The organism is Chitinophaga sp. 01L420 (genome assembly GCF_056399985.1).
Map to the genome: position 1 here is coordinate 71,728 of NZ_JBFTSK010000023.1, position 23,957 is coordinate 95,684.

The window sequence follows — 23,957 nt, forward strand, 5'->3', positions numbered from 1 at the left end:
TTATCTTTAATTTTAACCTATATTAAAGTGGACCGTCCCCGAATCGCTCCACCCTTGTCACAGCCAACAATATACACTATGCTGCCGGCCAGTCCTTTGAATAAATGTATTTTAATCCCACTTTACTTCATGTTGCTGTCCCCTGCGGTAGCAGCGCAACAGGATATGAGTGATTCTTTACTGACATCCCTTCAATCCCATATAAAAAGAGATACTGCAAGAGTCAAGCTGCTGAACCAGATTGCCCGGATCTACTTCACCAAAAATGCTACATTAGCCGCCCGCTACGGAGAAGAAGCCCTGTTGATCAGCGACAGTCTTAAATACACCAACGGAAGAATATGGGCCCTGCGTAACCTCGCCCTCGTGGAAAATACAAAAGGTCACCTGGACCAGCAAATGCAGCTGACCCTCAACGCGCTTAAACTGGCAGAAACCATCGGCGAGCCTTACATGCTCGGCGTACTCAATAATGATGTAGGCAATATTTTCACAGAGCTGAATAGCCCCCGTGATGCCCTCACCTATCTGAAAATATCACTGGCAATCAAATTAAAACGAAACGAAAAAACAGAGATCGGGAAAACCCTCAACAATATCGGGTCTGCCTATATCGCACTGAAAATGCATGATTCTGCCATGTACTTTCTGCAGAAAGCGGAAAAGATTAAACTGGAACTCAACGACCAGCGCGGACTTGCCTATACCTATGAAAACATGGGTATCATTTCCATGGTGCAGCAAAACTATAATGATGCCTTGCGCTATCACCTGCTGTCTGCCGCCTATTATAAAGAAGCCGATAATTTACCGGGGGTAGTAAAATCCAGTCTGAACCTCGCCGAAGTACAAACAATGCTGGGTGACCTTAAGGGCGCAGACAAAAACCTGGACAATGCCAAAGCCCTGAATGATAAACTGGGGAACGTTAAAAACGAAATGATCTATTATAAAATCCGCTATGAACTGGATTCTGCCAGGAAAGATTATGTAGCGGCCTTTAATCATTTCAAGGAATACAGCAACCGGAACATCGACTACTTCAATGCAGAAAAGGGCCGGCAGATTTCCCGCTCCGAGGAAAGGTACGAATCGGAAAAGAAACAGCGCGAAAACATCGTACTGAAGAAAGAACAACATACACACCTGGCCACTATACAGCAACAACGTGTGCTGGTATTGTCCGCAGCCGCCCTGTTTCTCGCCCTGCTGCTCATCACAGTGATGGTATACCGCCTGTATAAAAGACAACAGGAACTATACCTGGAACTCAATAACAAGAACCGGGAAGTATCTATGCAGAACCGCATTATCCTGGAACAGAACGCCACGCTGGAAAACCTGAACCAGGTAAAGGATAAAATATTTTCCGTGATCTCCCACGATCTTCGCTCACCGCTGGCGATCCTGGAAGGACTGCTCTTTCTGCTGAAAGATGAAAAAATTGATGCCAACCAGTTCCGGATGTATACCGATGAACTATGGCGCGATGTAAAAAACACCGCCTACATGATGGATAATATGCTGCAGTGGGCGAGCAATCAAATGAAAGGTATTGGCGTAAAAGCCGATGACTTTGATGTAACGCTGCTGTTGAGCCGTGAATTTGATTTGCTGCAAACCCTTGCCAGGCAAAAGGAAGTGAAGCTGTCGCACGAACTGAATAAAAGCATGATGGTATATGCTGATCCCGACATGATCCGGCTTGTATTGCGCAACCTGATTAACAATGCCATTAAATTTACTCCCGCAGGCGGCGAGGTGATGATCACCGCGCAGTGCAACAAAGAAACAGCTGAAATCACCGTGAAAGACAATGGTACCGGTATTCCGCTGGAGAATCAGCACCGCATCTTCTCCAATATCTACTACTCTACTACCGGCACCCAAAATGAAAAAGGCTGCGGTTTAGGTCTGCACCTGTCCAAAGATTTTGTGGAACGGAACCATGGACAAATCTGGTTTAACAGTATGCCAGGCAGTGGCAGCAGCTTTTCCTTTACCCTTCCGGTATCAGAAGATCATGAAATAAATCCCCGTGCCTATACCGTAGTGGTACAGGACCATCCCCTGAATGGTGTAAGTGTACTAAGACGCTGATCAGCCCAGTCCAAAGGCCGTAGTGTGCTTGATTTCCGTCATCACGAAGGAACTGTGTACCTGTCCGATGTTTTCGATAGCTGCCAGCTTATTGGTTAAAAAGTGCTGATAGCTGCGCATATCATCCACCACTACTTTCAGCAGGTAATCGTAGGTGCCTGCCACATGATAGCATTCCATCACCTCTTCCATTTTTGCGATAGCCGTTTCAAATTTTTTAATCAGTGGCTGCGAATGCAGCTGCAGTGATACATTGCAGAAAGCCATCAGGGTTTTACCTACTTTGTCGCCATGTAGCAGCGTTACGTAACTTTTAATCACCCCGCTCTTTTCTATCTTCTTCAGCCGCTCATAAGTGGGCGTAACGGACAGCCCTATACGATGCGCGATCTCCTTGGTATTTAACCGGGCATCGTTTTGCAATACCTGTAATATCCTGCGGTCTGTTTTATCCAGTGTATCCATGGCAGTTATATTTATCTTTAAAAAGATATCTGGTCTTTTTAAAACAGTTTAATTCAACTATTAATCACACAATAATAGTATATATTTTCTATTCTAACCACAGGAATAGTTTAATTCAATGGGTATCTACTACATTCGCAGGATTATACACCTGTAATAAACGATTATGAAAGAGTACCGGTTAGCGGCGGCTGATAAAGCGGCGCTGGATGAACTGTTAGCGCAGGTACAATCCCGTACCAAAGATTTCCTGGGGTATCCTGTATCTAAAGATTTTGATTATAGTCCTTTACTGGCTTTTCTGCAATACCCGCTTAACAACCTGGGCGATCCCTTTGTACCTGCTACCTATGCAGTAGGTTCCAGGGAGATGGAAAAGCAGGTGGTATCATTTTTTGCGGACCTGTTCCGGGCTCCCGAAGATGACTGGTGGGGATATGTGACCAATGGCGGTTCTGAGGGCAATTTATACGGATTATATCTTGCGCGGGAGCTTTATCCAAAAGGGATGGTGTATTATTCCGAGGCAACTCATTACAGTGTGCAAAAGAACCTGCACCTGCTGAATATGCCCGGTATTATTATCCGCACGTTGCCTAACGGGGAAATTGATTACGATGACCTGGAAAATACGATGCGGATGAACAGGCATCTGCCGGTAATTATGCTGGCCAATGTTGGTACCACTATGACCGAAGCCAGGGATGATGTGAGGCGCATTAAAGGTATCCTTAAAAACCTGGCTATACGGCATCATTATATTCATGCTGATGGCGCTTTATCCGGCAGTTATAGTGCCTTCCTGGAACCCCGGCCTGCATTTGATTTTGCAGATGGGGCAGATAGCATTGCCATCAGCGGACATAAATTTATCGGCGCCCCCATTCCCTGCGGAGTGGTGATTGCCAGAAAATCCAATCGCGACAGAATAGCCCGGTCTGTAGCGTATATCGGTAGTATGGATACCACCATCACCGGTTCAAGAAACGGCCATAGTCCATTGTTCTTATGGTACGCAATCAAGAGCCTGGGACCTGCCGGATTAAAGGAAAGGGCCAGGCATAGCTTAGCTGTAGCCGCCTATGCGGTGGAACGTTTGAACGAAAACGGTATCCCTGCATGGCGTAACCCCAATGCTATTACGGTGGTGTTTCCGGATCCTCCCGGAAGCATTCGCCGTAAGTGGCAACTGGCTTCAGAAAATGGCTGCTCGCACATTATCTGTATGCCCAATGTAAGTAAGGAACAGGTAGATGAATTCATTGACACGCTCATAGCAGTCATGGTAGTTGCTTAAACAACTCCTTCTGCAATGGCCATGATTTCTGTGTTGAGGGCACGCCTGATCTGGCGCTCCGTTTCCTTGTTGGCCAGGGGCATCAGCAACTGCACTTTAAATTGTACAAAGTCTTTCTTGATTTCTATTGTTTTCAACGAAAAACTTTCAGGGGTAAAGCTGCGGGAATACTCTTCCACACAGTTTCTCAGCCGTTCTTCCAGCCCACGGATAGTAAAAGGATGTTTATGATCCAGTTCAAACTCTAATGTCAGTTTCCTGATATTTTGTTTGGACTGGTTTAATACAATAGATGTAAAGACCACCGAATTGGGAATAATCACGATATCATCATCCTCGTTCTGTAATACCACATTAATGAGCGTAATATCCATTACTCTTCCTTTGTAATCTCCTATCCGCACGTGATCTCCGAGTGACAACTGATCTGAAAACATGATGATCAGGCCATTGATCATATTGGTGATATAATCTTTTGTAAGCAGGGCAATCGCCGCCGCCACGATGGTGATGCTGGTAATGAACTGCAGTGGATTTACACCAAAGAAAAAGGTGATGGCCAGCAGCAGAAACAGGGTATTTAATACGGAAGATATCCTGTTGATGCCCAGGATAAAGTTGTCTTTTTCAATAGGCTTGCTGCGATTGCGGCGGGTGTACCATGATAAGATCAGCAGCCAGGCGAGAGAAATAACCAGGTTAGCGCCCAGGAAAAAAGAGAGCGCGTTGGTTAACTTAAACAACCAGACAAATTTGTTATAAACAGCAGGATGTTCAATATTGAAATATACAATGCCAAGGTATACCAGCAGTTTCACCAGGAATATGATCCGCTCCCTGCGATTGGTATTTTTATACGTTTTATCGGTTACCATCATAGCTATTCACGCTCGCTTTGATTGCGAAGGTACAACCGTGATTTGATTTGTGAAGCAACCGGGGGTTATTTCATTTTATCCAGGATATCTTCCCAGATGATACGGGCGATCTGTTCTGATTCCACGGTACGGAGGCTTCCTTCCAGGGTGTCTTTGTGATCGGTGGTAAAATGTTGGTTATGGGGTTCAAATTCTTCCAGTACATGTTCCCTTACATCAGGAATGACTTGAAATGCAGTTGCCAAAGCTCCCCCATCGATCGTGATGATCAATCCATAGGGTTTACCTTTTATGATCACCGTAATGCTGTGCTTTTCCATATATAAAAATGCCGCAAGTGATATACCACAAATAAAGACCGGTGCTGTGTGGTGACCGGTCTTTATGTATATATTGGAAAGGTGAAAACGACCCAAAAAACACGCTACTCAAGCCATAGCAGCTGACTTTTTACGGGCAGCTGACTTTCTCTTTGGTGCTGCTTTTTTAGCAGTGGCCTTTTTGGCAGTTGTCTTCTTAGCCGTTGTTTTCCTTCCTGCAGCTTTTTTGGCAGTAGCTCTTTTAGTCGTTGCTTTTTTGGCGGTTGCCTTCTTAGCAGTAGCTCTTTTTGTTGTTGCTTTCTTCGCTGTTGTTTTTTTTGCTGCCGCCTTTATAGCAGGTGCTTTTTTGGTGGTTGTTTTTTTAGCTGCCGCTTTCTTAGGTACTTTGGCGCCTTCTTCTCTCGCTTCAGACAAGCCTATTGCAATGGCTTGTTTAGGATTCGTAACTTTCTTATTGCTTCTTCCACTTTTTAATTTGCCTTCGTGCATTTCATGCATAGTCTTTTTGACTTTACGCTGCGATTCTTCTGAATACTTTGCCATGACAAAAAAATTTAGATGGGTTGAGAAAAAAGAAATAACGATGATATAAAAACAAAATATAAGCCACGGAAAATGAGGTATTTCGTGCGAATAAAATGGGGAAGAGGGTCGGAAAGTGTGTTAAAAATTCTATGGATTGTGGAATGTATTGCCCTATTTCCTTTTTAGCAATCGGCGAATACGGCCTCTAGTGGTGAAAACAGGTGGTGGCACATATCTTGATCCCCGGTAAAGGGAACATTTTAACTACTATCACTATTGTTAAACTACTATCACTATAAAAAACTTCAGGATTATGGAAGACATCAGATTTCAACATGCCACGCCAGTAACCCATTTACAGGAGAAAAATCCGGAACAAAAAAATAAGCATAGTAAACGCGGATTTGCTTCTATGGACCCTGAACAGCAACGTGCCATATCAAGAGAAGGTGGAAAAGCAGCACATCAGCAAGGTGTAGCCCATAAATTCACTTCCGAAGAAGCACGTGCAGCAGGTAAAAAAGGCGGTGAAGCCGTGAGCAAGAATCGTGAACACATGGCCGCTATTGGCCGTAAAGGTGGTACTAACCGCGGAAAAAAGAAAAATAACGTCGAAACCGATAACCAGCAATAACCCAATGGGGTTATTGCTTTTTTATCCCGGATGGCTGGTTCTTCTGCCATTCTTCCTTCCGGTGGCCCTACATATAGGAATATCTTTCTTATATTTATCGCTTTTTACATTCTATGGTAGCAAAAAGGCGCTGGATCTATCTCCTCCTCATTTTATTGAATATCCCTTTAGGACTTGCCACCAGGTGGGCTCCCCAATATTTTCCTGACATCATACGTATATATGGAGGCGATGTATTTTCCGCCACCTGTATCTTCTTTGGTATACGATTCCTCTACCCCGTTACCCCGCTGTGGAAAATCAGCATCAGCAATTTTATAATATGTATGCTTATTGAGATACAACAGCTGTACCAGGCCGAATGGGCGGTAAAATTCCGTAATACCCCTGCAGGCATTCTCCTCGGACATGGTTTCCTGTGGAGTGACTGTGTATGTTACGCAGTAGGTACACTACTCGCTTTCGCTTTTGCATGGCTACTTGAAAAGATAATTTGATTATATTTAGCTGGTATCATTTAACAATTCCATTATGCAGATAATCATTAAGATCGGGATCGCAGTGGTGATGCTGGAACACCTCTACATTTTGTGGTTCGAAATGTTTGCGTGGACAACAAGAGGCCCTAAAGTATTCAGACAGTTTCCGAAGGATCTCTTTCCGCCCACCAAATCACTAGCCGCTAACCAGGGATTGTACAATGGCTTCCTGGCTGCCGGACTGGCCTGGACTTTTTTTATTTCAGACCCGCTGTGGGCAGGAAGAGTAGCCATTTTCTTTTTAAGCTGCGTAATAGTAGCCGGTTTGTATGGAGCACTGACAGCAGACAAAAAGATTTTTTTCGTACAGGCATTACCTGCACTGATCACGCTATTACTGGTATTATTTTCTTAAGACCCTTTACATGATACAGGAGTCAGACATCAGGATAGGAAACTACGTATCCTACTTTGATTATAACATGGAAGAAACAGCCTTTGTGGTAGAAGGCATTTTGCAGGGATATGTCTATAATTCCGGGCTGCCGCTCAGTAAACTACGCTGTGAAAAGGTCAACCCGGTGATACTCGACATTTACCTGTTATCCAGGTTTGGCTTTATTAAAGGAGATCCTGACTATGGAGAAGATGAAAACGTATACTCCCTGAAATATAACCGGCTCCATAGTGTACATGTGCGGAGTGAAAATGATGTATTTCAGCCGCTTACTGATGCAGCAGAAGGTCTGGTAGCTTACGGCCGGCCGATAGTACATGTTCACCAGCTGCAAAATCTTTTTCAGGCCATCACCCGTGATGACCTGACATTATTTGAATAACTTATTTCCATTTTTCCGGTTTAAATACTACTGTTCCATCGCCCTTTAAAACCCAGGCGGTGACGGGATTTACGTGGTACCCTCCCATATCAGTACCCCTGGCTTGTATGAGCTGCTTCATAGTAGGCTGACGATAACCGGTATCATCTACGGCCAGGCTCATAATTTCTGTGGGCTTTCCATCCCAGTACCAGAGATAACGAAAATAAGTATGCGCTTTATCCAGCACAGGCTCCTGTAACGTGGCTTTCACCCAGTGTTTCCCCGCATCTGTACTGACTTCCACCCTATCAATTTTCCCCCGGCCACTCCAGGCAATGCCTCTTATTTCTATCCAGCCCTTCTCTACCTGCTGTGGAAAGGAGGGATAAGTGATGATAGACCTCGCATCCATATCAAAGCTAAATTGCCGGATCTTATGATCACGGATGGTTTCCGTGTATTTGGATGTCTCTTCCCGGGTCATAAAAGGCTGGTCAGATAACTCGATGCGCCGGATCCATTTTACATTGGTGTTCCCCTCCCATCCCGGCAAAAACAGGCGCGCAGGATAACCCTGCTCCGGACGGATAGCCTCTCCATTCTGACCATAAGCAATCATCGCATCTTTCCTCCCTTTCTGTACAGGAATACTGCGGCTCATCACCGCCGCATCGGAGCCTTCGGCCAGAAACCAGGTAGCTTTGGGGCTCACACCTACCTCGCGGAATAAGGTAGACAGCATCACACCTGTCCACTCACTCTGACTGGTCAACCCACATATTTCCTGCGCTGTCATGCTTTCTTTGCCTGATCTAAAGTTGCCCGAGCATTCTATAAAGGCAATACGGGAAACGGCCGGAAAACGCTTTAAATCGCGCAGGGTAAATATCATCGGGCGTTCCACCATACCATGAATGAGTAATTCATATTTATCCGGATGAATCAGTGGCACGCCGGCATGACTTCTTTCAAAATGGAGATCTGATGGCGTAATGATACCATACAAGTCCTGCAACGGTGTCCGGGATGAAATATCAGATGGCTTTTTTACGGGTTGCTCAAAAGGAGAACGGGTACCAAGTTTTCCGGGTAATGTGCCGGTAATTTTAGTAGGATCCACATAAGCACTATCCGCAGGATCTGGAATTTCTGTCTTGCTGGTAGTTGCTTGCGGGCCTGGTGCACGCTGTATGCCGGAGGCACCCATTAAAGCCGCAGCAGCGGAAACTGCGGCGGCTCTCAAGATCGTTCGTCTGGGTATCTTGTTGCCGTTGTTGTCTTCTTCCAATGTCATAGCTATTCATTTTACTTCATTACCTCCGCGGCGGTCATCATCCACGTAATATTTTTTCGCGGGCATCACTATTTGCGGCAGATTCCGGGCATTTAACTGCAGCGTGCTATCGATGACCTCATTGCGGTATAAGAGGAACGCCGTGAGGCTGTATACCTCTTCACTGGCGAGAGAGCCGGGCGCATTGAAAGGCATGGCACGGCGGATATAATCGAATACCGTTGTGGCATAAGGCCAGTAATTACCAATGGTTTTCACGCGGGTGGTATCACCCATGGGCGCCACGAGGCGATTGGGCGTTGGTTCTGCACCGGTTTCCCCATGACAGGCTGCACATTTTGCGATATAAATACGTTGCCCCGTCACCGCATCACCGCTGCCCGCAGGCAATCCTTTGCCATCCGGTGCGATGGAAATATTCAGGGAGTCTATCTGCGCGGCAGTGGCAGTATGACCAAATCCGAAATGCGATGGCCAGCCGGTATCCGGTGGCCGGGTGTTGGTATGGCAAGCGAGCATACCCAACACCACTACGGCTGCCACCCGGTAACAACAGGAGCGTTTAATGATCATATYTCTCCCTAATATTTTCCTGCATTCAATGTGCTGGGTGTTAACGCATATTTTTTATCTACGCGATCCAGCACTACATAAATATTGTTTTTGTTTTCATCTACACCCGTCAGTACCACATGCGCCCCGTTATCTGTTGCATACTTTACAATGAAACGTTTACGGTTTTCAGTGGCAGGAGCAGTTGCATAATCTTTTGCCCTCCGGGCAGATAATGCCAGCGGATCTATTTTCAACGCTTCATCACCAATATTTTTCAAGGCCTCTGCGGGTATCCAGCTATCTTTTACTTTAGCGCCCTGTTTACGGGCGGCCTTTTCTGCGGCTTCATCTACAGGTGCCCCACCATCTCCGCCAACACCGGCCGTGCGGTTACGCCTGTCGGGAATGGGTTTGTATTTGTCTTCCAGGTAAAGTACTTTATTGACTTCATCTGCATAATAGTGGAAAGCACGCTGCCCTCCTGCCAATCCGGTTATTTCAAAAGTCCGGTTCACATCCCGTTGCGGATCGCCCCCACCATTGGAAAGATCCAGTGGATGTGGTGTATTTACCCGGTACGTAAACGTGGACCAGTTCTCAAAAGTAGCTTCCTGCCAGCGGGTAGAATCCAGTGGTGAATAAGGAATCACCTGGTCATTTAACCGAAACTCCGTTACCTGGTAGCTGCCCCGCAATTGTTGTACACCCGCTACTGCCGGCTGTTTATAAGGATCATACAGGAAGTTGATAAGCTGCAGGTAAAACAATACGCCCAGGAAAAGGAAGATGGTAGCAGACTTCAGACTAACACGCGTATAGCGTAGCCACCTCTGTGAAAAGGAAGGGTAATAATTTACGGGTACAGTAAAACGTTCCTGTACCAGCAAACGATAAATTTTAGGTACATCATTAACCAGCAACAAAGCGGCCAGCAGTACAAAGTAACTGCTGTATACATGTACCCCGCCATCATAGGCAAAGTTGACATATACAATATCTCCCAAAGCGCCTAACAACAAAACAGCACCCAGCGTAGTTGTTTTCCGGAAGAATAATAAAGTACCTGCCGTTATTTCCACTACGCCGGCAAACACCTGGTACCAGGGGACTATTCCTACCGATAACCAGTATATTTTTTGTGCGGTAAGGTCACCGAAGTTGGTATTTAAAATACCGAGAGAAGGATAAGGCATCTGTACTGGTAATAGCTTGGTAAATCCAAAACCAATGATACCGATACCGGCTCTATACCTAACGACTACACGCAGCCAGTACCAGGCAGTGTAATATTCTTTCCGGGGCAACTTACGTGCCTTTACAATGCCGGTCCATATCAGCCCGCCGGCGGTGGCTATCAGTGCAGTGGTAATCCAGTTGGCATATCCTAACAACTGACTACCGAAAATAGTGCTGCCCAAAAAGTTAATACCAGAGCCAAACCGCGCAATATCATACAGATCGCGGTAATTCAGGTGAAGCCAATCAAGCTGCACCAGTTGTTTGTACCACTCTATGCTGTTCGGAATAGAGATAGCAATAAAAAATATAAATGCGATACGGAATAAAACCAATTGATATTCCTTCCAGGCCGGTAGTTGCGCCAAAGGCGCTTCAATGGCAGGCGGCACCTGGGAATCGCTTTCCCTGATCACGGTTTCATCTGCTAATGTTGGAGTGATATGAGACATGATCATCAGTTTAAAGTTTTAATTTTCTGTTTCTTCCACTTCCTTTCGCGGCTTCTTCCAGCAGGTAAGTCTTCTTCACTTTTTCCAGTACCACATAGATGGAATCCCTGCTGTAGGTGATTCCGCTGAGTATCACCCGGTCTTTATCCGGACGGCTGTAATGCAGCGACCATGTTTCCGCCGATAATTGTGGATGCCTGTTTTGTAACGTAAGCAGCTGCTGTACCGTATCTGCAATATAGCTGTAGTAATGCCGGCCACTGGTGCCTTCAATTTCGTATAACCGTTCCGCGTTATTACGTAATACCAGGTGCTGATTATTGGAATCTATTGGCGCCGGCTTGTTGGAGCGGATGCTGATGGTATTCCATTTTTCAAACACTACATTATTCCAGCGCAGGGAATCCGTTAAAGAGTAAGCCAGTGTATCACCATTCACTACAAAAGTAGCTACATTGTATAGACCACTGATAGCCGGTAACCCTTTACTGCCGGGATATTGATAAGGATCATTTTTGGCACCGGCGCCGGTTTTGATACCATATACCACAATGAAATACAAGAGGAATACGGTTTTCAACACCAGCCTGCCATATCTTTTTGCGCCATCAAATACCGGCCTGAAAGTAGCTGCGGCAGTAGGCTGTTGTAAAATAAGCAGCTTTATAATTCTTTGCAGATCGAAGCTCAGGATCGCCAGCGCATAGGTGATGAGCAACAGGCTGTATACCTGCTCCCCGCCATCATAGGCCAGGTTGGATACGAAAATGTTGCCGCAGAAAATGAGGAAAATGAAAGCACCGATAGATGCTGTCTTCCTGGAAAGTAATAACACGCCAATAATAACTTCTACCAGTCCGAGAAATAACTCATACGAAGGAACAATGCCCAGACTAAGCGAAAATAATTTCCAGCGGGTAAACGCTCCGTAAGGTGTATTCAGACTGCTGATAGACGGATAAGGTGCTTGCAGCGTAAAGATTTTAAGAAAGCCATACGCGATTACCGCCAATGCCAGCCGGTAACGCAATACTACCCGCAACCAATAAAAGGCCGCATCGTATGCGCGGGTGCGGTTACGATCTATATAGGTCCAGATACCTGCACCCACAATAGCAATGGCCAGTAAAACTATCCAGTCCTTATAGCTCGCAGGAGCCGCGCTAAACCGTGTTGTATAATTGGCCAGGTTAAAAATATCTTCATAATGAAGATGAAAAAGACGGGTAGAAAAAAGGTAGCTGTAAAATTTCCAGTCGAGCGGCAATGCCTGCAGCAGGAAATAAATAAAAAATATCCTGAACCCAATCTTCTCGTAGTCTTTCCAGGCGGGTGTTTCGCCAATAGTGACATTACTCATTTGTTGATTGTTATAAGGTGATAAGATCAGTAACCATCATTTTGTTTCAGATTGCCTTTCGATAATGCGATTTCATTAGCCGGTATCGGGAACAGATACAATTGTGTATTGGTAATATTCAACACGGTAGCAGCGCGACCGGTACGAGCCAGGTCGAACCAGCGGTGCGGTTCGAGGGCAAATTCTACTCTCCTTTCATTTTCAATGGCCAGCAGCAATCCTTCTTTACCTGCTGCGGTAGTGGGCAACAACCCCGCCCTGTCACGGATCAGATCCAGATCTGTTTTGGCAAGTGGTAGTTTTTCCTGCTGTGCCGCTGCTTCTGCGCGGATCAGGTATAACTCTGCAATCCGGATAATATAGGCCGGATCGGTAGCCGGGCTCCGGTAGTAAAGATTTCCATACCATAACCCGGCAGAAGTTTTTGCGATCAGTGCATTGCGGTTGCCACCAATAGCAGGATCATTCAACAGTGTCACCAAAGCATCTGATGGCGCCCACTGCCGGGTACCGCCGTTTGCCGGTGGCTGCCAGTTGGCGCGATGCCCGCTCAGATAAGTAGCGCTGTACGATAATTCAAATACAGACTCCCGTGTAGCAATAGCGCTGGCAGGGAAAAAGAAGGCGCTGTAAGGTTTTTGCAACGCGTAATTTTTTGTATTGCTGATTACTTTTGAAGCGTAAAATTCTGCCTGCGCCCAATTAGATTGGTACAGGTAATAACGTGCCTTCAACGCCCATACCGTTTCGCGGTTAGCGCGTACGGGATTGGGTTGTGCATTGTCCGGCGGCGGCAGCAACAGCGAGTCTGCCGCATTCAGATCACTCAGCACCTGCTGATATACCTGGGCAGTGGTGCTGCCTTTAAGACCAGCTTTATCGTCAGCACCCAGTGTAGGCGTTAACGTTATCTGCACATTTCCCCAGGTACGGGCCAGATCAAAATAATTCAGTGCACGGATAAAATATGCTTCGCCGATCACCTGGTTCCTGTCCGCTGTAGTAAAGGCGGCATCAGCCACCACCGGCACTTTCGCGATTACATTATTAGCACCGTTGATCGTGGCATAAATAGCAGACCATACACTTTGCAGGTTGCCGTTATCTGCGGATATTTTATGGGTAATGAATTGCTGAATAACAGACTGGGAGCCGGTCCACTGCACATTATCACCGGGCAGGTATCCAAAAGTCTGGAACAGTGAACCATAATAATTATCGGCGGCCAGCTTGCGGTATACACCACGCAATGCTGTACTGGCCGATGTTTTATCAATGATGGTCTGTTCATCAGACACGGAATCTCTTGGTTGTACGTCCAGGAATTTTTTGCAGGACATCGTCGCCAGCGAGAAAAAGAATACCGATATATAGTTCCGATATGTTTTCATAAAGGATGATTAAGAAAATTAAAGAGTTACGTTTAAGCCAAACTGTACGCTACGTGGTTGCGGTGGAGTGCCAAGATCCAGTCCCTGCACGGTTTGTATACCGGTTACATTCGATTCGGGATCCAGTCCGGTATATTTGGTAAGCAACCAGAGGTTACTACCGATGAAGTATACACGTAGTTGCTGAATACGCAATCTTTCGCTGATAGACTTTGGTACAGTGTAACCAAATGTGAGTGATTTAAGACGGAGGAAAGATCCATCTTCCAGGAAGCGGCTGTTCTGATCCACGGTGTAGTTCAAACCGTAAGCGGTGAGGCGGGGTACATCTGTTTTGTCACCCGGCTTTTGCCAGCGGTTCAGTTGATCTGCAAACAATACGCGGTTTGCATCTCTCGTACCACCACCCTCTCCGAAAAAGCGGTTCAGGTTATATACATCGTTGCCATATTGAAATGATAGCAGGATGCTCAGGTCAAAACCTTTATAGGTGAAGGTATTGCTGAAGCCACCGTAAAACTTAGGCATGGCGTTACCCATTACCTGCCGGGCAGATACTGGGAGTTTACCGTCTTTGGCACCTTCGAAAATAACGTTACCGGTTTGCGGATCTACGCCCAGCTGTTTATATAACCAGAAAGAATACATCGGTGATCCTTCTTTCATGATAATCCAGTCGCGGTTATACTGGTATACCGGTGTAGGCAGCTTTTCGATACGGTTGGTATTACCGGCAATATTAAAACTGCTGCTCCAGGTAAAGGAACGGGTGGTAATGTTGGTGGTATTCAATCCAATTTCATAGCCTTTATTACTGATTTCTCCTGCGTTACTATACACAGAGGAGAAGCCCGTTGCACCGGCTGATGGCAGCAACAGCAATACATCGCTGGTGTACTTGGAATACACATCTGCGGTCAGGTTAATGCGGCCGTTGAATAGTCCCAGGTCCACGCCAATGTTGGCCTGACTGGTTTTTTCCCAGCGCAGATCTTTGTTGGGCAACTGCAATGGCGCCGTGCCCGGCTGATCACCGCTGCTGTTATCCGGATATCCTGCACCACCGGACCATAGGCCTTTGGCAGCGAAATCGCTGATGCCGGATTGATTACCCGTAATACCGTAGCTGGCCCGAAGTTTCAGATCGCTGATGCTATTGACTGTTTTCAGGAAATTTTCTTCTTTCAACCGCCAGGAGGCGCTCACAGAAGGGAAATAGCCCCATTTATAGTTATCACCAAATTTAGAAGAACCATCAGCGCGGATGCTGGCTTCTACGTAATATTTGCCGGCATAGTTATAATCTATCCTGGAAAAGAAAGAGGTCAGGGTACTCCTGGTCCATGTTTGCGCGGCCGTGCGGGTAGCAGCAGCAGAAATATATTTATAGGAATTGTTCGGGAAACCGGAGCCCTGCGCAGAGGTCAGCGTTTCCGTATTGCTTTGCAGCGTGTTTCCTACGAGTACACCGAAGAAATGTTTTTCACCGGCATGCTTACGCCACGACAATGTTTGTTCATTGATCCAGGAAGTATTCTGCGTGATGGCGGAAGTAGCCAGGCCGTTAGTGGGGCTGGCGCCGAGTTGTGTGAGGTTGTTCCAGTATTCGGATTCGTTATAGTTGTTATAATCGATACTGAAATTACTGTGAAACTTCAGATCCGGCAGTAAAGTCGCATCCAGGTACAGGTTACCGATGTAGCGCAAACTTGTCGTATGTACGTCATAGTTATTAATCAGTACCTGTACGTTGTCGAAGCCGGCCCAGCGGGCGGGTGAACCATCGGGATTTGTTTCCGGAAGATAGGTAGGCGTATGTAATGCTGCCTGTAACAATCCTCCCTGCGGGCCATCACCTGCGCGGCCCTGGCTGCGGAAGCTACGGGAGAAGCTGTTGCTGGACCCGATGGTTACATGATCATTAATACGCTGATCTATGTTCAGTTTAAAACTGGCGCGTTCAAATGAAATAGGCTTCAGGATCGCTTCCTGTTTCGTATAGCCGCCACCGAAGTAATACTTCGTTTCCCGGTTGCCACCTGAAAGGGACAGGTTATAGTTCTGCAGCGGCGCTGTCTGAAAAATTTCGTCCAGGCGGTCGTATGTATGCTGATCCTGCGGCAAGCCTCTCGGAGCAGGTGTTTGAGTGGGATTGTCTGTTAATGCGCGGAAAGGCAGATAGCTGTACTTTTTGATGCCCGCCTGATCATTGGCGGCGGTGGCATCTGCCAGTGAATTTTTATAGAATTCGTTCACCAGTTCTGCATGTTGCGGGCCGGTGGTGAGGTCCCATAGTTTAGGGGCCCAGGCCGCACCGGTAGAAACGTCTGCTATTACTTTCGCCTTGCTATTATAGTTACCGCGGCGGGTGGTAACAATTACCACGCCGTTGGCGCCCCTGGAGCCATAAATGGCCGTGGCGCTGGCGTCTTTCAACACTTCTATATTTTCAATATCAGCAGGATTAATATCTGCCAGCGGAGAAGAAAGGCGGCCACCGGAATTCACCGTTTGCAGACTGGAGTTATTCATAAATACGCCGTCTATGATATAGAGCGGGTTATTATCTGCATTGATGGAAGTGGTACCGCGTACCCGGATAAATATCCCATCGCCGGGCACGCCGGTATTGGAATTGATTTGTACGCCGGATGCCCTGCCCTGCAACTGTGCATCAAAGCTTGCTACCGGCACCGTTACCACATCGCTGCCTTTTACGGAGGAAATGGCGCTGGTCAGATCCCTCCTTTTCTGGGTACCATAACCTACTATAACCACGTCATTCAGCTGGGTGCTGAGCTCTTCCAGCAGGATATTGCCGGCATTGGATTTCTCTGCGTATACCTCCTTTAGTTTATAGCCCAGGGAAGAAATCTGGTAGATGACCGGCACTTTCTGGCCGGTTAAAAACGAGAACTCTCCATTGGCGCTGCTCTGCACTTCGTGCGTGGTGCCTTTAATGTGCACCAGTGCCCCTCCTATGGGCAATTGCGATTTGGCATCAATAATTCTTCCGGAAAGAGAAATGTTGTTCTGAACAACGGCTTTGTGCACAGATTTTGTAGTGTCGGCACTATGAGAAGTCCGCTCCTGTGACCATGCGGTAGCCGCCAGCAGCAGCCCGCAGCTGCATGCAATAGCAATTTTCATTATCTTTACTTTGGTATGAAAAAATGAGGCCGGTGATAGTATGTAAATACAATCACTGAAAAATGTCTCCAACAGCCTTGATTACCAGCCGGAACTGCGCCAACAGTTCCGGCCTTTTTATTTTTATTGGTTGCACCCTAACATCGGGTGTCGATAAATTCCACGCAGCAAAATTTCCTCATTAAGTGTAATGATGTGTCCATGGTGAATATATTTTGAAAGATATACAGGGTATGTCAACAGGTGGATGAATGTCCCCTAAAGCGGACCCGGAAAGCCGTCAGAGTACAATAATACAATATTTTTCCAAAAGTCTATAATTTCAGTAGACTAATTAAAAAATATTATGGCAACCTTATGAGCATGATGTTTGTTGACCTATGTGTGATCTTTTTCACACCTAAAAAGGAGTCTCCATGAGTACCAACACTTCTCTCGTTCCAAATCCTGCCACACTGGATGAATTATGTATCAATACTATTCGTTTTCTTTCTGTGGATGCCGTACAGAAAGCAGATAGTGGTCACCCCGGGCTGCCCTTAGGAGCTGCGGCCATGGCTTATGTGCTGTGGACAAGATTTCTGCGTCACAATCCATCCGACCCCGAGTGGTTTAACCGGGATAGATTTGTATTATCTGCCGGTCATGGTTCCATGTTGTTGTACAGTTTGCTGCATCTGACCGGTTACGACTTATCCATGGAAGAGATTAAACAGTTTCGTCAGTGGGGAAGTAAAACACCAGGGCATCCGGAACGCGGCGTAGTACCGGGTGTAGAAGTAACCACTGGTCCACTGGGCCAGGGATTTGCCAACGGCGTTGGGATCGCCATGGCCGAAGCCTATCTTGCTGCGCGGTATAACCGTCCCGGCGATGCCGTGATAGATCATTATACCTATGCCCTTGTCAGTGATGGTGACCTGATGGAAGGTGTAGCTTCAGAAGCCGCTTCGCTGGCAGGACACCTCCGGTTAGGTAAACTGATTTATTTATACGATGACAACCGTATCACGCTAGCCTCAGCCACGCCCGTCACCTTCACAGAGGATCATGCGATGCGGTTCCAGTCGTACGGCTGGCATACCCAAAAAGTAGCTGACGGCAACGACCTCGAAGCCATAGATCAGGCCATACGGGCGGCGCAGGAAGTAACTGACCGTCCTTCTATCATACTCGTACGCACGCATATTGGTTATGGTTCTCCTAAACAGGACAGCACATCAGCACATGGTTCTCCGCTGGGCCCTGAGGATGTAAAGCTGACCAAAGAAAAGCTCGGCTGGCCGTTAACACCGGATTTTCTGGTGCCTTCAGAAGCCAGTGATCATTTCCGTAGAGCCGTTGACGTGGGCAAACAAGAGGCTGCCAAATGGGAAGAGCAAATGGTCATCTATGCACAAAAATATCCCGATCTGGCAAAGGAACTACGGTCATTGATACACGATATTTTGCCGGCAGACTGGGATAAAGATATCAAGCCGTTTCCTGCCGATGCCAAAGGGCTGGCTACCCGGGCAGCTTCCGGCAAAATCATACAGGCGTTCTTTCCGCACCTGCCAGGATTTATCGGCGGATCCGCCGATCTGAATACCTCTACCAACACCGAATTAAAAGATGCCGGGAACTTTGAAAGTCCGCTGATGAAAGAAGGAGATCTACAGGGCGCTGCCGGCGGTGTATGGGGATATGAAGGCAGGAATATACAATACGGCGTCCGCGAACATGCTATGGGCGCTATTTGCAACGGCATGGCGGCACACGGAGGCATCATCCCCTACTGTGCTACTTTCCTCACCTTTTCAGATTACATGCGTCCATCAATACGACTGGCAGCATTGTCTGAGCTGAAAGTGATTTATGTGTTTACGCACGACAGCATTGCCATGGGAGAAGATGGTCCTACGCATCAACCGGTAGAATTGCTGGCCGCCTTACGGGCCATCCCGGAACTGGTGGTGATCCGTCCGGGTGATGCCAACGAAACCATTACTGCATGGCAAATGGCGATACTGTTACCAGATAAACCCATAGCGCTGATTCTCTCCAGGCAAAACATGCCTACGCTGGATCGCAGTAAATACGCGTCAGCAGACGGCTTACGTTTTGGTGGGTACATTCTATCAGATGCTGCAAATGCAGCGCCGGAGCTGATCCTCATCGCTACCGGATCAGAAGTAGATCTCGCAATAGCGGCACAGGAAAAACTGAAATCCCGTATAGCCGTTCGCGTTGTATCCATGCCCAGCTGGGAATTATTCGAAGCGCAAACACCGGAGTACCGCGAACAGGTATTGCCTCCTGCCGTAAGCGCCAGAATATCTGTTGAAGCAGGAATTTCGCAGGGATGGCATCGTTATACCGGTGATAAAGGCATCAACATTGCGATAGACCGTTTCGGCGCATCTGCACCTGGTCCGGTGATGCTGCGTGAATTTGGTTTCACCGTTGACAACATCTGTGAGCAGGCATTGACATTGCTGAAAAAATAATTCCGCTTCATGAAAAAACTCGTGGTCTTTGACCTGGATGGTACCCTGGCCGAAAGTAAATCTGCCATAGATGATGAAATGAGTGCCTTACTTTCTGCGCTCCTGCAGGTGGCCAGGGTCGCCATTATTTCCGGCGGCGCCTGGCCCCAGTTTGAGAAACAGGTACTGGCCCATCTGCCCGCAGATGAACGCCTGCAACACTTATCTATTCTACCTACCTGCGGCACACAATTCTACAAATACACCAGTGAATGGAAGCAGTTGTATGCAGAGAATTTCACACCCGAAGAGAAAAAGAAAATTATTGACGCATTGAGTAGTGTAGTAGATAAACTAGGCTATACGCCACCGCAGGTTTGGGGTTCACAGATAGAAGACCGTGGCAGCCAGATTACTTTTTCCGCTTTGGGACAGGAAGCTCCTTTGGAAGAAAAGAAAAAGTGGGATCCTGATTTTGCCAAAAGACAACAGATGAAAGCCTTACTGGTTAACATCATTCCGGAGTTTGCAATCAACCTGGGCGGCACCACTTCTGTGGATATTACCAAACCCGGCATAGACAAGGCTTACGGCATCCATAAGCTGAGAGACATTTTGCATATTTCTATTGCAGAAATGCTTTTTGCCGGAGATGCTATTTTTCCCGGTGGCAACGACTATCCTGCTAAAACCGCCGGGGTAGATTGTATCAAGGTACGCGACCCGGATGAAACCAAGCGGGTAATAGAAACCATTGTTGCCTGTTATGCTGTTTTATGAGCCAGTAATTCGTTGAGTAACTCGGTTAAACTAACGCTGCCAGCCGCGATCACCTCGTCGCCGGCGCCATAGTAAATATACAGGGTATCGTCAAATACGGCGGTGCCTGTAGGAAAACAAACATTATCTACATCTCCCCTGATTTCCCATGCCCGCTCAGGTACCAGTATCGGATGCGGTAATCTGGCAATTTCTTTCATGGGATTATCCAGGTCCAGCAAAGCCGCACAACCTACGTACACATAACCATGCTTTGTTTCGTGCACACCATGATAGATCAGTAACCAACCATGCTCCGTTTCTATCGGCGGAGCCCCCGCTCCTACATAACTCACTTCATGTTCATACTTTGATGTGAGCAGGATATGATCTTTAAAATGCAGAAAATAATCTTCCCAGAAAGCAGGCGTTAGTTCCGACAGTTCATTGATCGCCACCAGCTGTACATCGGGTTTTATACGATGCAGGAAATACAGTTTGCCGTTAATTCTCCTGGGAAAGAAAAGCACATCCTTATCCCATAGTTTGGGATTGAAGTCGTTATAGAGCGTGTATTTATCACTGAGTGTGGTATTGGTAGACGCCAGTTTCTTAAACTCGGGGAAATCCATTTGGGCCACAATCAGTCCTTCTTTTTTAAAGTTGATACCGTCTGTAGAGGTGGCCAGTGCGCCACAGGCATTTGCCCCGTCAAAGGCGGTATAGGTAAGATAATACAGATCGTCTATTTTCACTACCCGTGGATCTTCCAGTCCTTTGGCCTCATAGTCATGTTCCGGAAAGAGAATAGGTTTATCCATGCGTTCTGACACGGTTAACGGGTCGCTGAGTTTACAAAAACCAATGCTGGAATGATTCCCCTGCTGGACTGCCCGGTAGTAGAAAAGCACCTGATCTCCGTCTCTGATGGTAGCTGGGTTTAACACACCTTCGTTTTCAAATTCCAGCGCTGTTTGTTTTAACAACACGCCGTCTTTTTTGATCCGTATCATAATTCCTGGTTTCCGGTTGGGTAAAATAATTATCGCCGGCTGAGTATGGATACTTTGCTCTGAGGATAATCTACTAACAACTTGTAAAAGATAGTATTTTTTGCTGAACCGGAAACCAATACGTGATAAACGCCTTTTTTGCGGGTGGCGGACCAGGTATAGTGGAGACTGTCGCCGGATGCCCTTAAATTCCGCTCCTCCTGCCGGATATAATCCTGGGAGGTGACCAAATCTGCGGCTCTTTCCGGTGTAGCAAATAAGGCATCTATCTCCCGGTTAAATTTTTCACGCCAGTCCTTCCCGTACTTCCCGATTATTTTCTTTTCGGCTACCTCATTTACCCGTTTGGCACTATCCATAAGCTGTTGTTCGATAACACAACCGCCTATATCATACAATTCAATGCCCCATTTAGCAGCCACCTGCTCCTCAAAGGGTATTCTCTCAAAATAAGGTAGCCCATAGGTTAGCAGACGGATCTTTTCTTTTTGTTTAGACTGCGCCAAAGCATTACTTGAAACCGCGCTCAACAGAATAATGACTAACAGTGTTTTCATATAAGAAATTCAATTTTGTTCATACTAGCCAGTAATTCAATATCTCTTTCCGCAGCTACAGCCTGGTACTGAAGCAGCATTGCTATGGCCAATTCTGACCTCCATCCTACTTCTTATTCGGTTGTACATCCGGAGGTCCCCCCGCATCAAGTCCACATCAAGTCCACCTCTGCTGCGGTGCTTCTATAGGTACATTGCCTGTCTCAAGCATAGGATCGACAAAGTCACCATAGTGAAGAGGTAATGTTGACTATAATGATGGGGGTTCTTAATGCAATAAAAAATTCCTTCTAAAATATCCGTGGTACCCGCTTTCGGGCAGCTGCCAGGCTTAGATCTGTAGGGTTCTTCCTTTATAGATTGACTACATTTTATGCTTAAAATTTACACTGTCCCCCAGGTTTTCAACCTGATCCTTAATTTCCATCTGCAAAGTATATTATAACTATAACACATACAAATTAATCAACCTGCTAGAAAAGGCCAGGAAGAGAGGAAACATGCGGGCATAAAAAAAGGACGAACCGATGTAACTCGCGTTCGTCCTTTAGTTGGTGACCTCATCTGGATTCAAACCAGAAACCTTTTGATTCGTAGTCAAATGCTCTATTCAGTTGAGCTATGAAGCCGTATTTCCCTTTCGGGATTGCAAATGTAGAACATTTTTTTATTCTAACAAATTATTTTTCAACTTTTTATACCTGATAGCTTTTCTTCAGATTTTTTATTTTTACAGAAAATGCTGCAAGTGTTGCAGCATTTTCTGTTTTTTTGTGACCTCATCTGGATTCAAACCAGAAACCTTTTGATTCGTAGTCAAATGCTCTATTCAGTTGAGCTATGAAGCCATTTCCCCGTTTGGGATTGCAAATGTAGGAATTGTTTTAAATTAAACAAAAAAAACTTAAAATATTTTTTGAAAGACTACCGTCAATGGATATACGCAACAGGCTAATGGGGCGTTGGTTGGGGAAAAGCGGGATATTTCGTGCAGCCGCTTCCGTTAGTACACCCCTATCGGATTAATGATAACAGGTACCCACGTCGCTTAAATTTTGATGATGATATTTCTCCGGTACATAATAGCCACCGGCACCAGGATTACCAGTACCAGCAGTATGGCAGCGCCTAAGGAAGCATGGTAAGGCGACAACCAGCTAACGAAAACGGTCTGATAGAACCATTCATGCAGATTGGTATCCTTTACGGGGATATAACCCAGGAGCTTGGGAACAAGGCCCGATAATACAAAAGCCGTGATCGCGTTACGGCCAAAAGCCACAAACGGTGTCAGATAGCGCTGATGTCCCTGTACATCAATCAGCCAATAACTCGCCGCCAGCGCCATGGTAGCCAATCCGCCGGTATACAGCACAAAAGAACCCGTCCACAGCGATTTATTAATAGGAAAAAAYGGATCCCATATCAGCGCCAGCACTACACTTCCAAAACCGTACACAAACATCCAGGACACCTTCACTGCATCGTCTTTGTCTTTCCTCCGCAACCAGGCCCCCACGAGCATACCGAATATACCGGTACCAATGGCAGGAATGGTACTTAAAATACCTTCCGGATCCCAGGTTTTAGAGCCTGACCACAGATGCGCCGGTGTAAAGACTAACCTGTCCAGCCAGGCGCCCAGATTGGTTTCCGGCTCCAGGTTCGGCGCTCCTATTCCCGGTACGGGGATACCCGTCATCATCACCCAATAGGCCAGCAATAATATGGCTGCGGTCCAGATCTGCGTACGCCGGCTTGTTTTAATAAACAAGATAGCGCAGATACTAAACACAACCCCTATACGTGGCAATACCCCCGGAAATCGCAGGTGTGCAAAGTTGAATTTGGGGAAGAGGTTCAGAAACCAGCCCAATGCAATGATGGTGGCCCCCCGTCGCAAGGCCTGCCATATGAGTGCCCGGTGTTGCCCGGGGTCCTCTTTGCGGCTCCCCAAAGCATAGGGAATGGCCACCCCTGCAATAAACAGGAAAAAAGGAAAAATCAGATCTGTAGGCGTACAGCCGTTCCATTTAGAATGTTCTAAAGGAGCATATACATAACTCCAGTTACCAGGATTATTCACCAGTATCATGGCGGCTACCGTGAGACCACGAAAAAAATCAAGTGATAATAATCTTTGTTTTACGGCTATCGTCTGCATCATTTATTTTTTACTTGCTGATTATTCAGCACAGCATAT

At 46.5% G+C, this 23,957-nt stretch carries 21 protein-coding genes and 2 tRNA genes; 8 read left to right on the forward strand and 15 right to left on the reverse strand.

The window, feature by feature from the left end:
* Nucleotides 1–129 precede the first annotated feature (129 nt).
* Entirely contained in the window at nucleotides 130–2,100 is a 1,971-nt protein-coding gene (locus tag AC1DP6_RS21155; RefSeq protein ID WP_477056588.1) for a tetratricopeptide repeat-containing sensor histidine kinase, read from the forward strand.
* Here the strand turns inward: AC1DP6_RS21155 and AC1DP6_RS21160 are convergent, their stop codons facing one another.
* Nucleotides 2,101–2,565, reverse strand: a complete 465-nt coding sequence (locus tag AC1DP6_RS21160; RefSeq protein WP_133809790.1) for an Lrp/AsnC family transcriptional regulator — start codon at nucleotides 2,563–2,565, stop codon at nucleotides 2,101–2,103.
* A 166-nt stretch (nucleotides 2,566–2,731) separates the two neighbouring features.
* Here AC1DP6_RS21160 and AC1DP6_RS21165 point away from each other — a divergent pair, with 166 nt between their 5' ends.
* Nucleotides 2,732–3,862, forward strand: coding sequence for a histidine decarboxylase (locus tag AC1DP6_RS21165; RefSeq protein WP_477056589.1), 1,131 nt, complete (start codon nucleotides 2,732–2,734; stop codon nucleotides 3,860–3,862).
* On the opposite strand, the gene AC1DP6_RS21170 is transcribed toward AC1DP6_RS21165, so the two are convergent.
* From AC1DP6_RS21170 to AC1DP6_RS21180, 3 genes are all read right to left on the reverse strand, one after another.
* Complete coding sequence (locus AC1DP6_RS21170; protein ID WP_477056590.1) at nucleotides 3,859–4,740, reverse strand: mechanosensitive ion channel family protein; 882 nt, start codon at nucleotides 4,738–4,740, stop codon at nucleotides 3,859–3,861. The genes AC1DP6_RS21165 and AC1DP6_RS21170 overlap by 4 nt on opposite strands.
* Before the next feature lie 65 nt (nucleotides 4,741–4,805).
* Complete coding sequence (locus AC1DP6_RS21175; protein WP_477056591.1) at nucleotides 4,806–5,060, reverse strand: hypothetical protein; 255 nt, start codon at nucleotides 5,058–5,060, stop codon at nucleotides 4,806–4,808.
* 108 nt (nucleotides 5,061–5,168) lie between these two features.
* Nucleotides 5,169–5,603 carry a DUF6496 domain-containing protein gene (locus tag AC1DP6_RS21180; protein WP_477056592.1) on the reverse strand — a complete coding sequence of 145 codons (435 nt, stop codon included), beginning with the start codon at nucleotides 5,601–5,603 and terminating at the stop codon, nucleotides 5,169–5,171.
* Between the two features lie 295 nt (nucleotides 5,604–5,898).
* Between AC1DP6_RS21180 and AC1DP6_RS21185 the strand changes: the two genes are divergently transcribed.
* The 4 genes from AC1DP6_RS21185 to AC1DP6_RS21200 all read left to right on the forward strand — a co-directional run bounded on the left by AC1DP6_RS21185 (nucleotide 5,899) and on the right by AC1DP6_RS21200 (nucleotide 7,537).
* Nucleotides 5,899–6,219 (forward strand): KGG domain-containing protein, encoded by a 321-nt coding sequence (locus tag AC1DP6_RS21185; protein WP_477056593.1) that lies wholly within the window; start codon nucleotides 5,899–5,901, stop codon nucleotides 6,217–6,219.
* A gap of 113 nt (nucleotides 6,220–6,332) precedes the next feature.
* Nucleotides 6,333–6,716 carry a ribosomal maturation YjgA family protein gene (locus tag AC1DP6_RS21190; RefSeq protein WP_477056594.1) on the forward strand — a complete coding sequence of 128 codons (384 nt, stop codon included), beginning with the start codon at nucleotides 6,333–6,335 and terminating at the stop codon, nucleotides 6,714–6,716.
* A 34-nt stretch (nucleotides 6,717–6,750) separates the two neighbouring features.
* Nucleotides 6,751–7,113 (forward strand): DUF1304 domain-containing protein, encoded by a 363-nt coding sequence (locus tag AC1DP6_RS21195; protein WP_477056595.1) that lies wholly within the window; start codon nucleotides 6,751–6,753, stop codon nucleotides 7,111–7,113.
* 10 nt (nucleotides 7,114–7,123) lie between these two features.
* Nucleotides 7,124–7,537 (forward strand): hypothetical protein, encoded by a 414-nt coding sequence (locus tag AC1DP6_RS21200; protein WP_441578436.1) that lies wholly within the window; start codon nucleotides 7,124–7,126, stop codon nucleotides 7,535–7,537.
* Nucleotide 7,538: 1 nt separating this feature from the next.
* Here the strand turns inward: AC1DP6_RS21200 and soxC are convergent, their stop codons facing one another.
* From soxC to AC1DP6_RS21230, 6 genes are read right to left on the reverse strand one after another with little or no spacing between them, the layout of a single operon-like run.
* Complete coding sequence (gene soxC / locus AC1DP6_RS21205) at nucleotides 7,539–8,813, reverse strand: sulfite dehydrogenase (protein ID WP_477056596.1); 1,275 nt, start codon at nucleotides 8,811–8,813, stop codon at nucleotides 7,539–7,541.
* 6 nt (nucleotides 8,814–8,819) lie between these two features.
* Nucleotides 8,820–9,386 (reverse strand): c-type cytochrome, encoded by a 567-nt coding sequence (locus AC1DP6_RS21210; RefSeq protein WP_477056597.1) that lies wholly within the window; start codon nucleotides 9,384–9,386, stop codon nucleotides 8,820–8,822.
* An 8-nt stretch (nucleotides 9,387–9,394) separates the two neighbouring features.
* Entirely contained in the window at nucleotides 9,395–11,056 is a 1,662-nt protein-coding gene (locus AC1DP6_RS21215; RefSeq protein ID WP_477056598.1) for a hypothetical protein, read from the reverse strand.
* Between the two features lie 10 nt (nucleotides 11,057–11,066).
* On the reverse strand, nucleotides 11,067–12,416 hold the full coding sequence (locus AC1DP6_RS21220; protein ID WP_477056599.1) for a DoxX family protein: 1,350 nt from the start codon (nucleotides 12,414–12,416) through the stop codon (nucleotides 11,067–11,069).
* A 26-nt stretch (nucleotides 12,417–12,442) separates the two neighbouring features.
* Nucleotides 12,443–13,807, reverse strand: coding sequence for a RagB/SusD family nutrient uptake outer membrane protein (locus AC1DP6_RS21225; protein ID WP_477056600.1), 1,365 nt, complete (start codon nucleotides 13,805–13,807; stop codon nucleotides 12,443–12,445).
* Between the two features lie 18 nt (nucleotides 13,808–13,825).
* Nucleotides 13,826–16,957, reverse strand: a complete 3,132-nt coding sequence (locus AC1DP6_RS21230) for a SusC/RagA family TonB-linked outer membrane protein (protein WP_477056601.1) — start codon at nucleotides 16,955–16,957, stop codon at nucleotides 13,826–13,828.
* 416 nt (nucleotides 16,958–17,373) lie between these two features.
* Here AC1DP6_RS21230 and tkt point away from each other — a divergent pair, with 416 nt between their 5' ends.
* Nucleotides 17,374–19,446 carry a transketolase gene (tkt, locus tag AC1DP6_RS21235; protein ID WP_477056602.1) on the forward strand — a complete coding sequence of 691 codons (2,073 nt, stop codon included), beginning with the start codon at nucleotides 17,374–17,376 and terminating at the stop codon, nucleotides 19,444–19,446.
* Nucleotides 19,447–19,455: 9 nt separating this feature from the next.
* Nucleotides 19,456–20,205, forward strand: coding sequence for an HAD-IIB family hydrolase (locus AC1DP6_RS21240; RefSeq protein WP_477056603.1), 750 nt, complete (start codon nucleotides 19,456–19,458; stop codon nucleotides 20,203–20,205).
* Here the strand turns inward: AC1DP6_RS21240 and AC1DP6_RS21245 are convergent.
* The 5 genes from AC1DP6_RS21245 to AC1DP6_RS21265 form a co-directional block, all read right to left on the reverse strand.
* Nucleotides 20,190–21,197, reverse strand: a complete 1,008-nt coding sequence (locus AC1DP6_RS21245) for a glycoside hydrolase family 130 protein (RefSeq protein ID WP_477056604.1) — start codon at nucleotides 21,195–21,197, stop codon at nucleotides 20,190–20,192. The genes AC1DP6_RS21240 and AC1DP6_RS21245 overlap by 16 nt on opposite strands.
* A gap of 29 nt (nucleotides 21,198–21,226) precedes the next feature.
* Nucleotides 21,227–21,754 carry an FEKKY domain-containing protein gene (locus AC1DP6_RS21250; protein WP_477056605.1) on the reverse strand — a complete coding sequence of 176 codons (528 nt, stop codon included), beginning with the start codon at nucleotides 21,752–21,754 and terminating at the stop codon, nucleotides 21,227–21,229.
* A gap of 552 nt (nucleotides 21,755–22,306) precedes the next feature.
* Nucleotides 22,307–22,383 (reverse strand) — tRNA-Arg (locus AC1DP6_RS21255).
* 145 nt (nucleotides 22,384–22,528) lie between these two features.
* Nucleotides 22,529–22,602: transfer RNA gene (locus AC1DP6_RS21260), tRNA-Arg, on the reverse strand.
* A gap of 200 nt (nucleotides 22,603–22,802) precedes the next feature.
* A complete protein-coding gene (locus AC1DP6_RS21265) occupies nucleotides 22,803–23,921 on the reverse strand; it encodes an acyltransferase family protein (protein WP_477056606.1) in 1,119 nt (372 codons plus the stop codon).
* Between the last annotated feature and the right edge of the window lie 36 nt (nucleotides 23,922–23,957).

Bases quoted from the DNA above. Each gene is read 5' to 3' on its own strand.
- AC1DP6_RS21155 (WP_477056588.1), top strand. From the start codon at position 130: ATGTTGCTGTCCCCTGCGGTAGCAGCGCAACAGGATATGAGTGATTCT.
- AC1DP6_RS21160 (WP_133809790.1), bottom strand. From the start codon at position 2,565: ATGGATACACTGGATAAAACAGACCGCAGGATATTACAGGTATTGCAA.
- AC1DP6_RS21165 (WP_477056589.1), top strand. From the start codon at position 2,732: ATGAAAGAGTACCGGTTAGCGGCGGCTGATAAAGCGGCGCTGGATGAA.
- AC1DP6_RS21170 (WP_477056590.1), bottom strand. From the start codon at position 4,740: ATGATGGTAACCGATAAAACGTATAAAAATACCAATCGCAGGGAGCGG.
- AC1DP6_RS21175 (WP_477056591.1), bottom strand. From the start codon at position 5,060: ATGGAAAAGCACAGCATTACGGTGATCATAAAAGGTAAACCCTATGGA.
- AC1DP6_RS21180 (WP_477056592.1), bottom strand. From the start codon at position 5,603: ATGGCAAAGTATTCAGAAGAATCGCAGCGTAAAGTCAAAAAGACTATG.
- AC1DP6_RS21185 (WP_477056593.1), top strand. From the start codon at position 5,899: ATGGAAGACATCAGATTTCAACATGCCACGCCAGTAACCCATTTACAG.
- AC1DP6_RS21190 (WP_477056594.1), top strand. From the start codon at position 6,333: ATGGTAGCAAAAAGGCGCTGGATCTATCTCCTCCTCATTTTATTGAAT.
- AC1DP6_RS21195 (WP_477056595.1), top strand. From the start codon at position 6,751: ATGCAGATAATCATTAAGATCGGGATCGCAGTGGTGATGCTGGAACAC.
- AC1DP6_RS21200 (WP_441578436.1), top strand. From the start codon at position 7,124: ATGATACAGGAGTCAGACATCAGGATAGGAAACTACGTATCCTACTTT.
- soxC (WP_477056596.1), bottom strand. From the start codon at position 8,813: ATGACATTGGAAGAAGACAACAACGGCAACAAGATACCCAGACGAACG.
- AC1DP6_RS21210 (WP_477056597.1), bottom strand. From the start codon at position 9,386: ATGATCATTAAACGCTCCTGTTGTTACCGGGTGGCAGCCGTAGTGGTG.
- AC1DP6_RS21215 (WP_477056598.1), bottom strand. From the start codon at position 11,056: ATGTCTCATATCACTCCAACATTAGCAGATGAAACCGTGATCAGGGAA.
- AC1DP6_RS21220 (WP_477056599.1), bottom strand. From the start codon at position 12,416: ATGAGTAATGTCACTATTGGCGAAACACCCGCCTGGAAAGACTACGAG.
- AC1DP6_RS21225 (WP_477056600.1), bottom strand. From the start codon at position 13,807: ATGAAAACATATCGGAACTATATATCGGTATTCTTTTTCTCGCTGGCG.
- AC1DP6_RS21230 (WP_477056601.1), bottom strand. From the start codon at position 16,957: ATGAAAATTGCTATTGCATGCAGCTGCGGGCTGCTGCTGGCGGCTACC.
- tkt (WP_477056602.1), top strand. From the start codon at position 17,374: ATGAGTACCAACACTTCTCTCGTTCCAAATCCTGCCACACTGGATGAA.
- AC1DP6_RS21240 (WP_477056603.1), top strand. From the start codon at position 19,456: ATGAAAAAACTCGTGGTCTTTGACCTGGATGGTACCCTGGCCGAAAGT.
- AC1DP6_RS21245 (WP_477056604.1), bottom strand. From the start codon at position 21,197: ATGATACGGATCAAAAAAGACGGCGTGTTGTTAAAACAAACAGCGCTG.
- AC1DP6_RS21250 (WP_477056605.1), bottom strand. From the start codon at position 21,754: ATGAAAACACTGTTAGTCATTATTCTGTTGAGCGCGGTTTCAAGTAAT.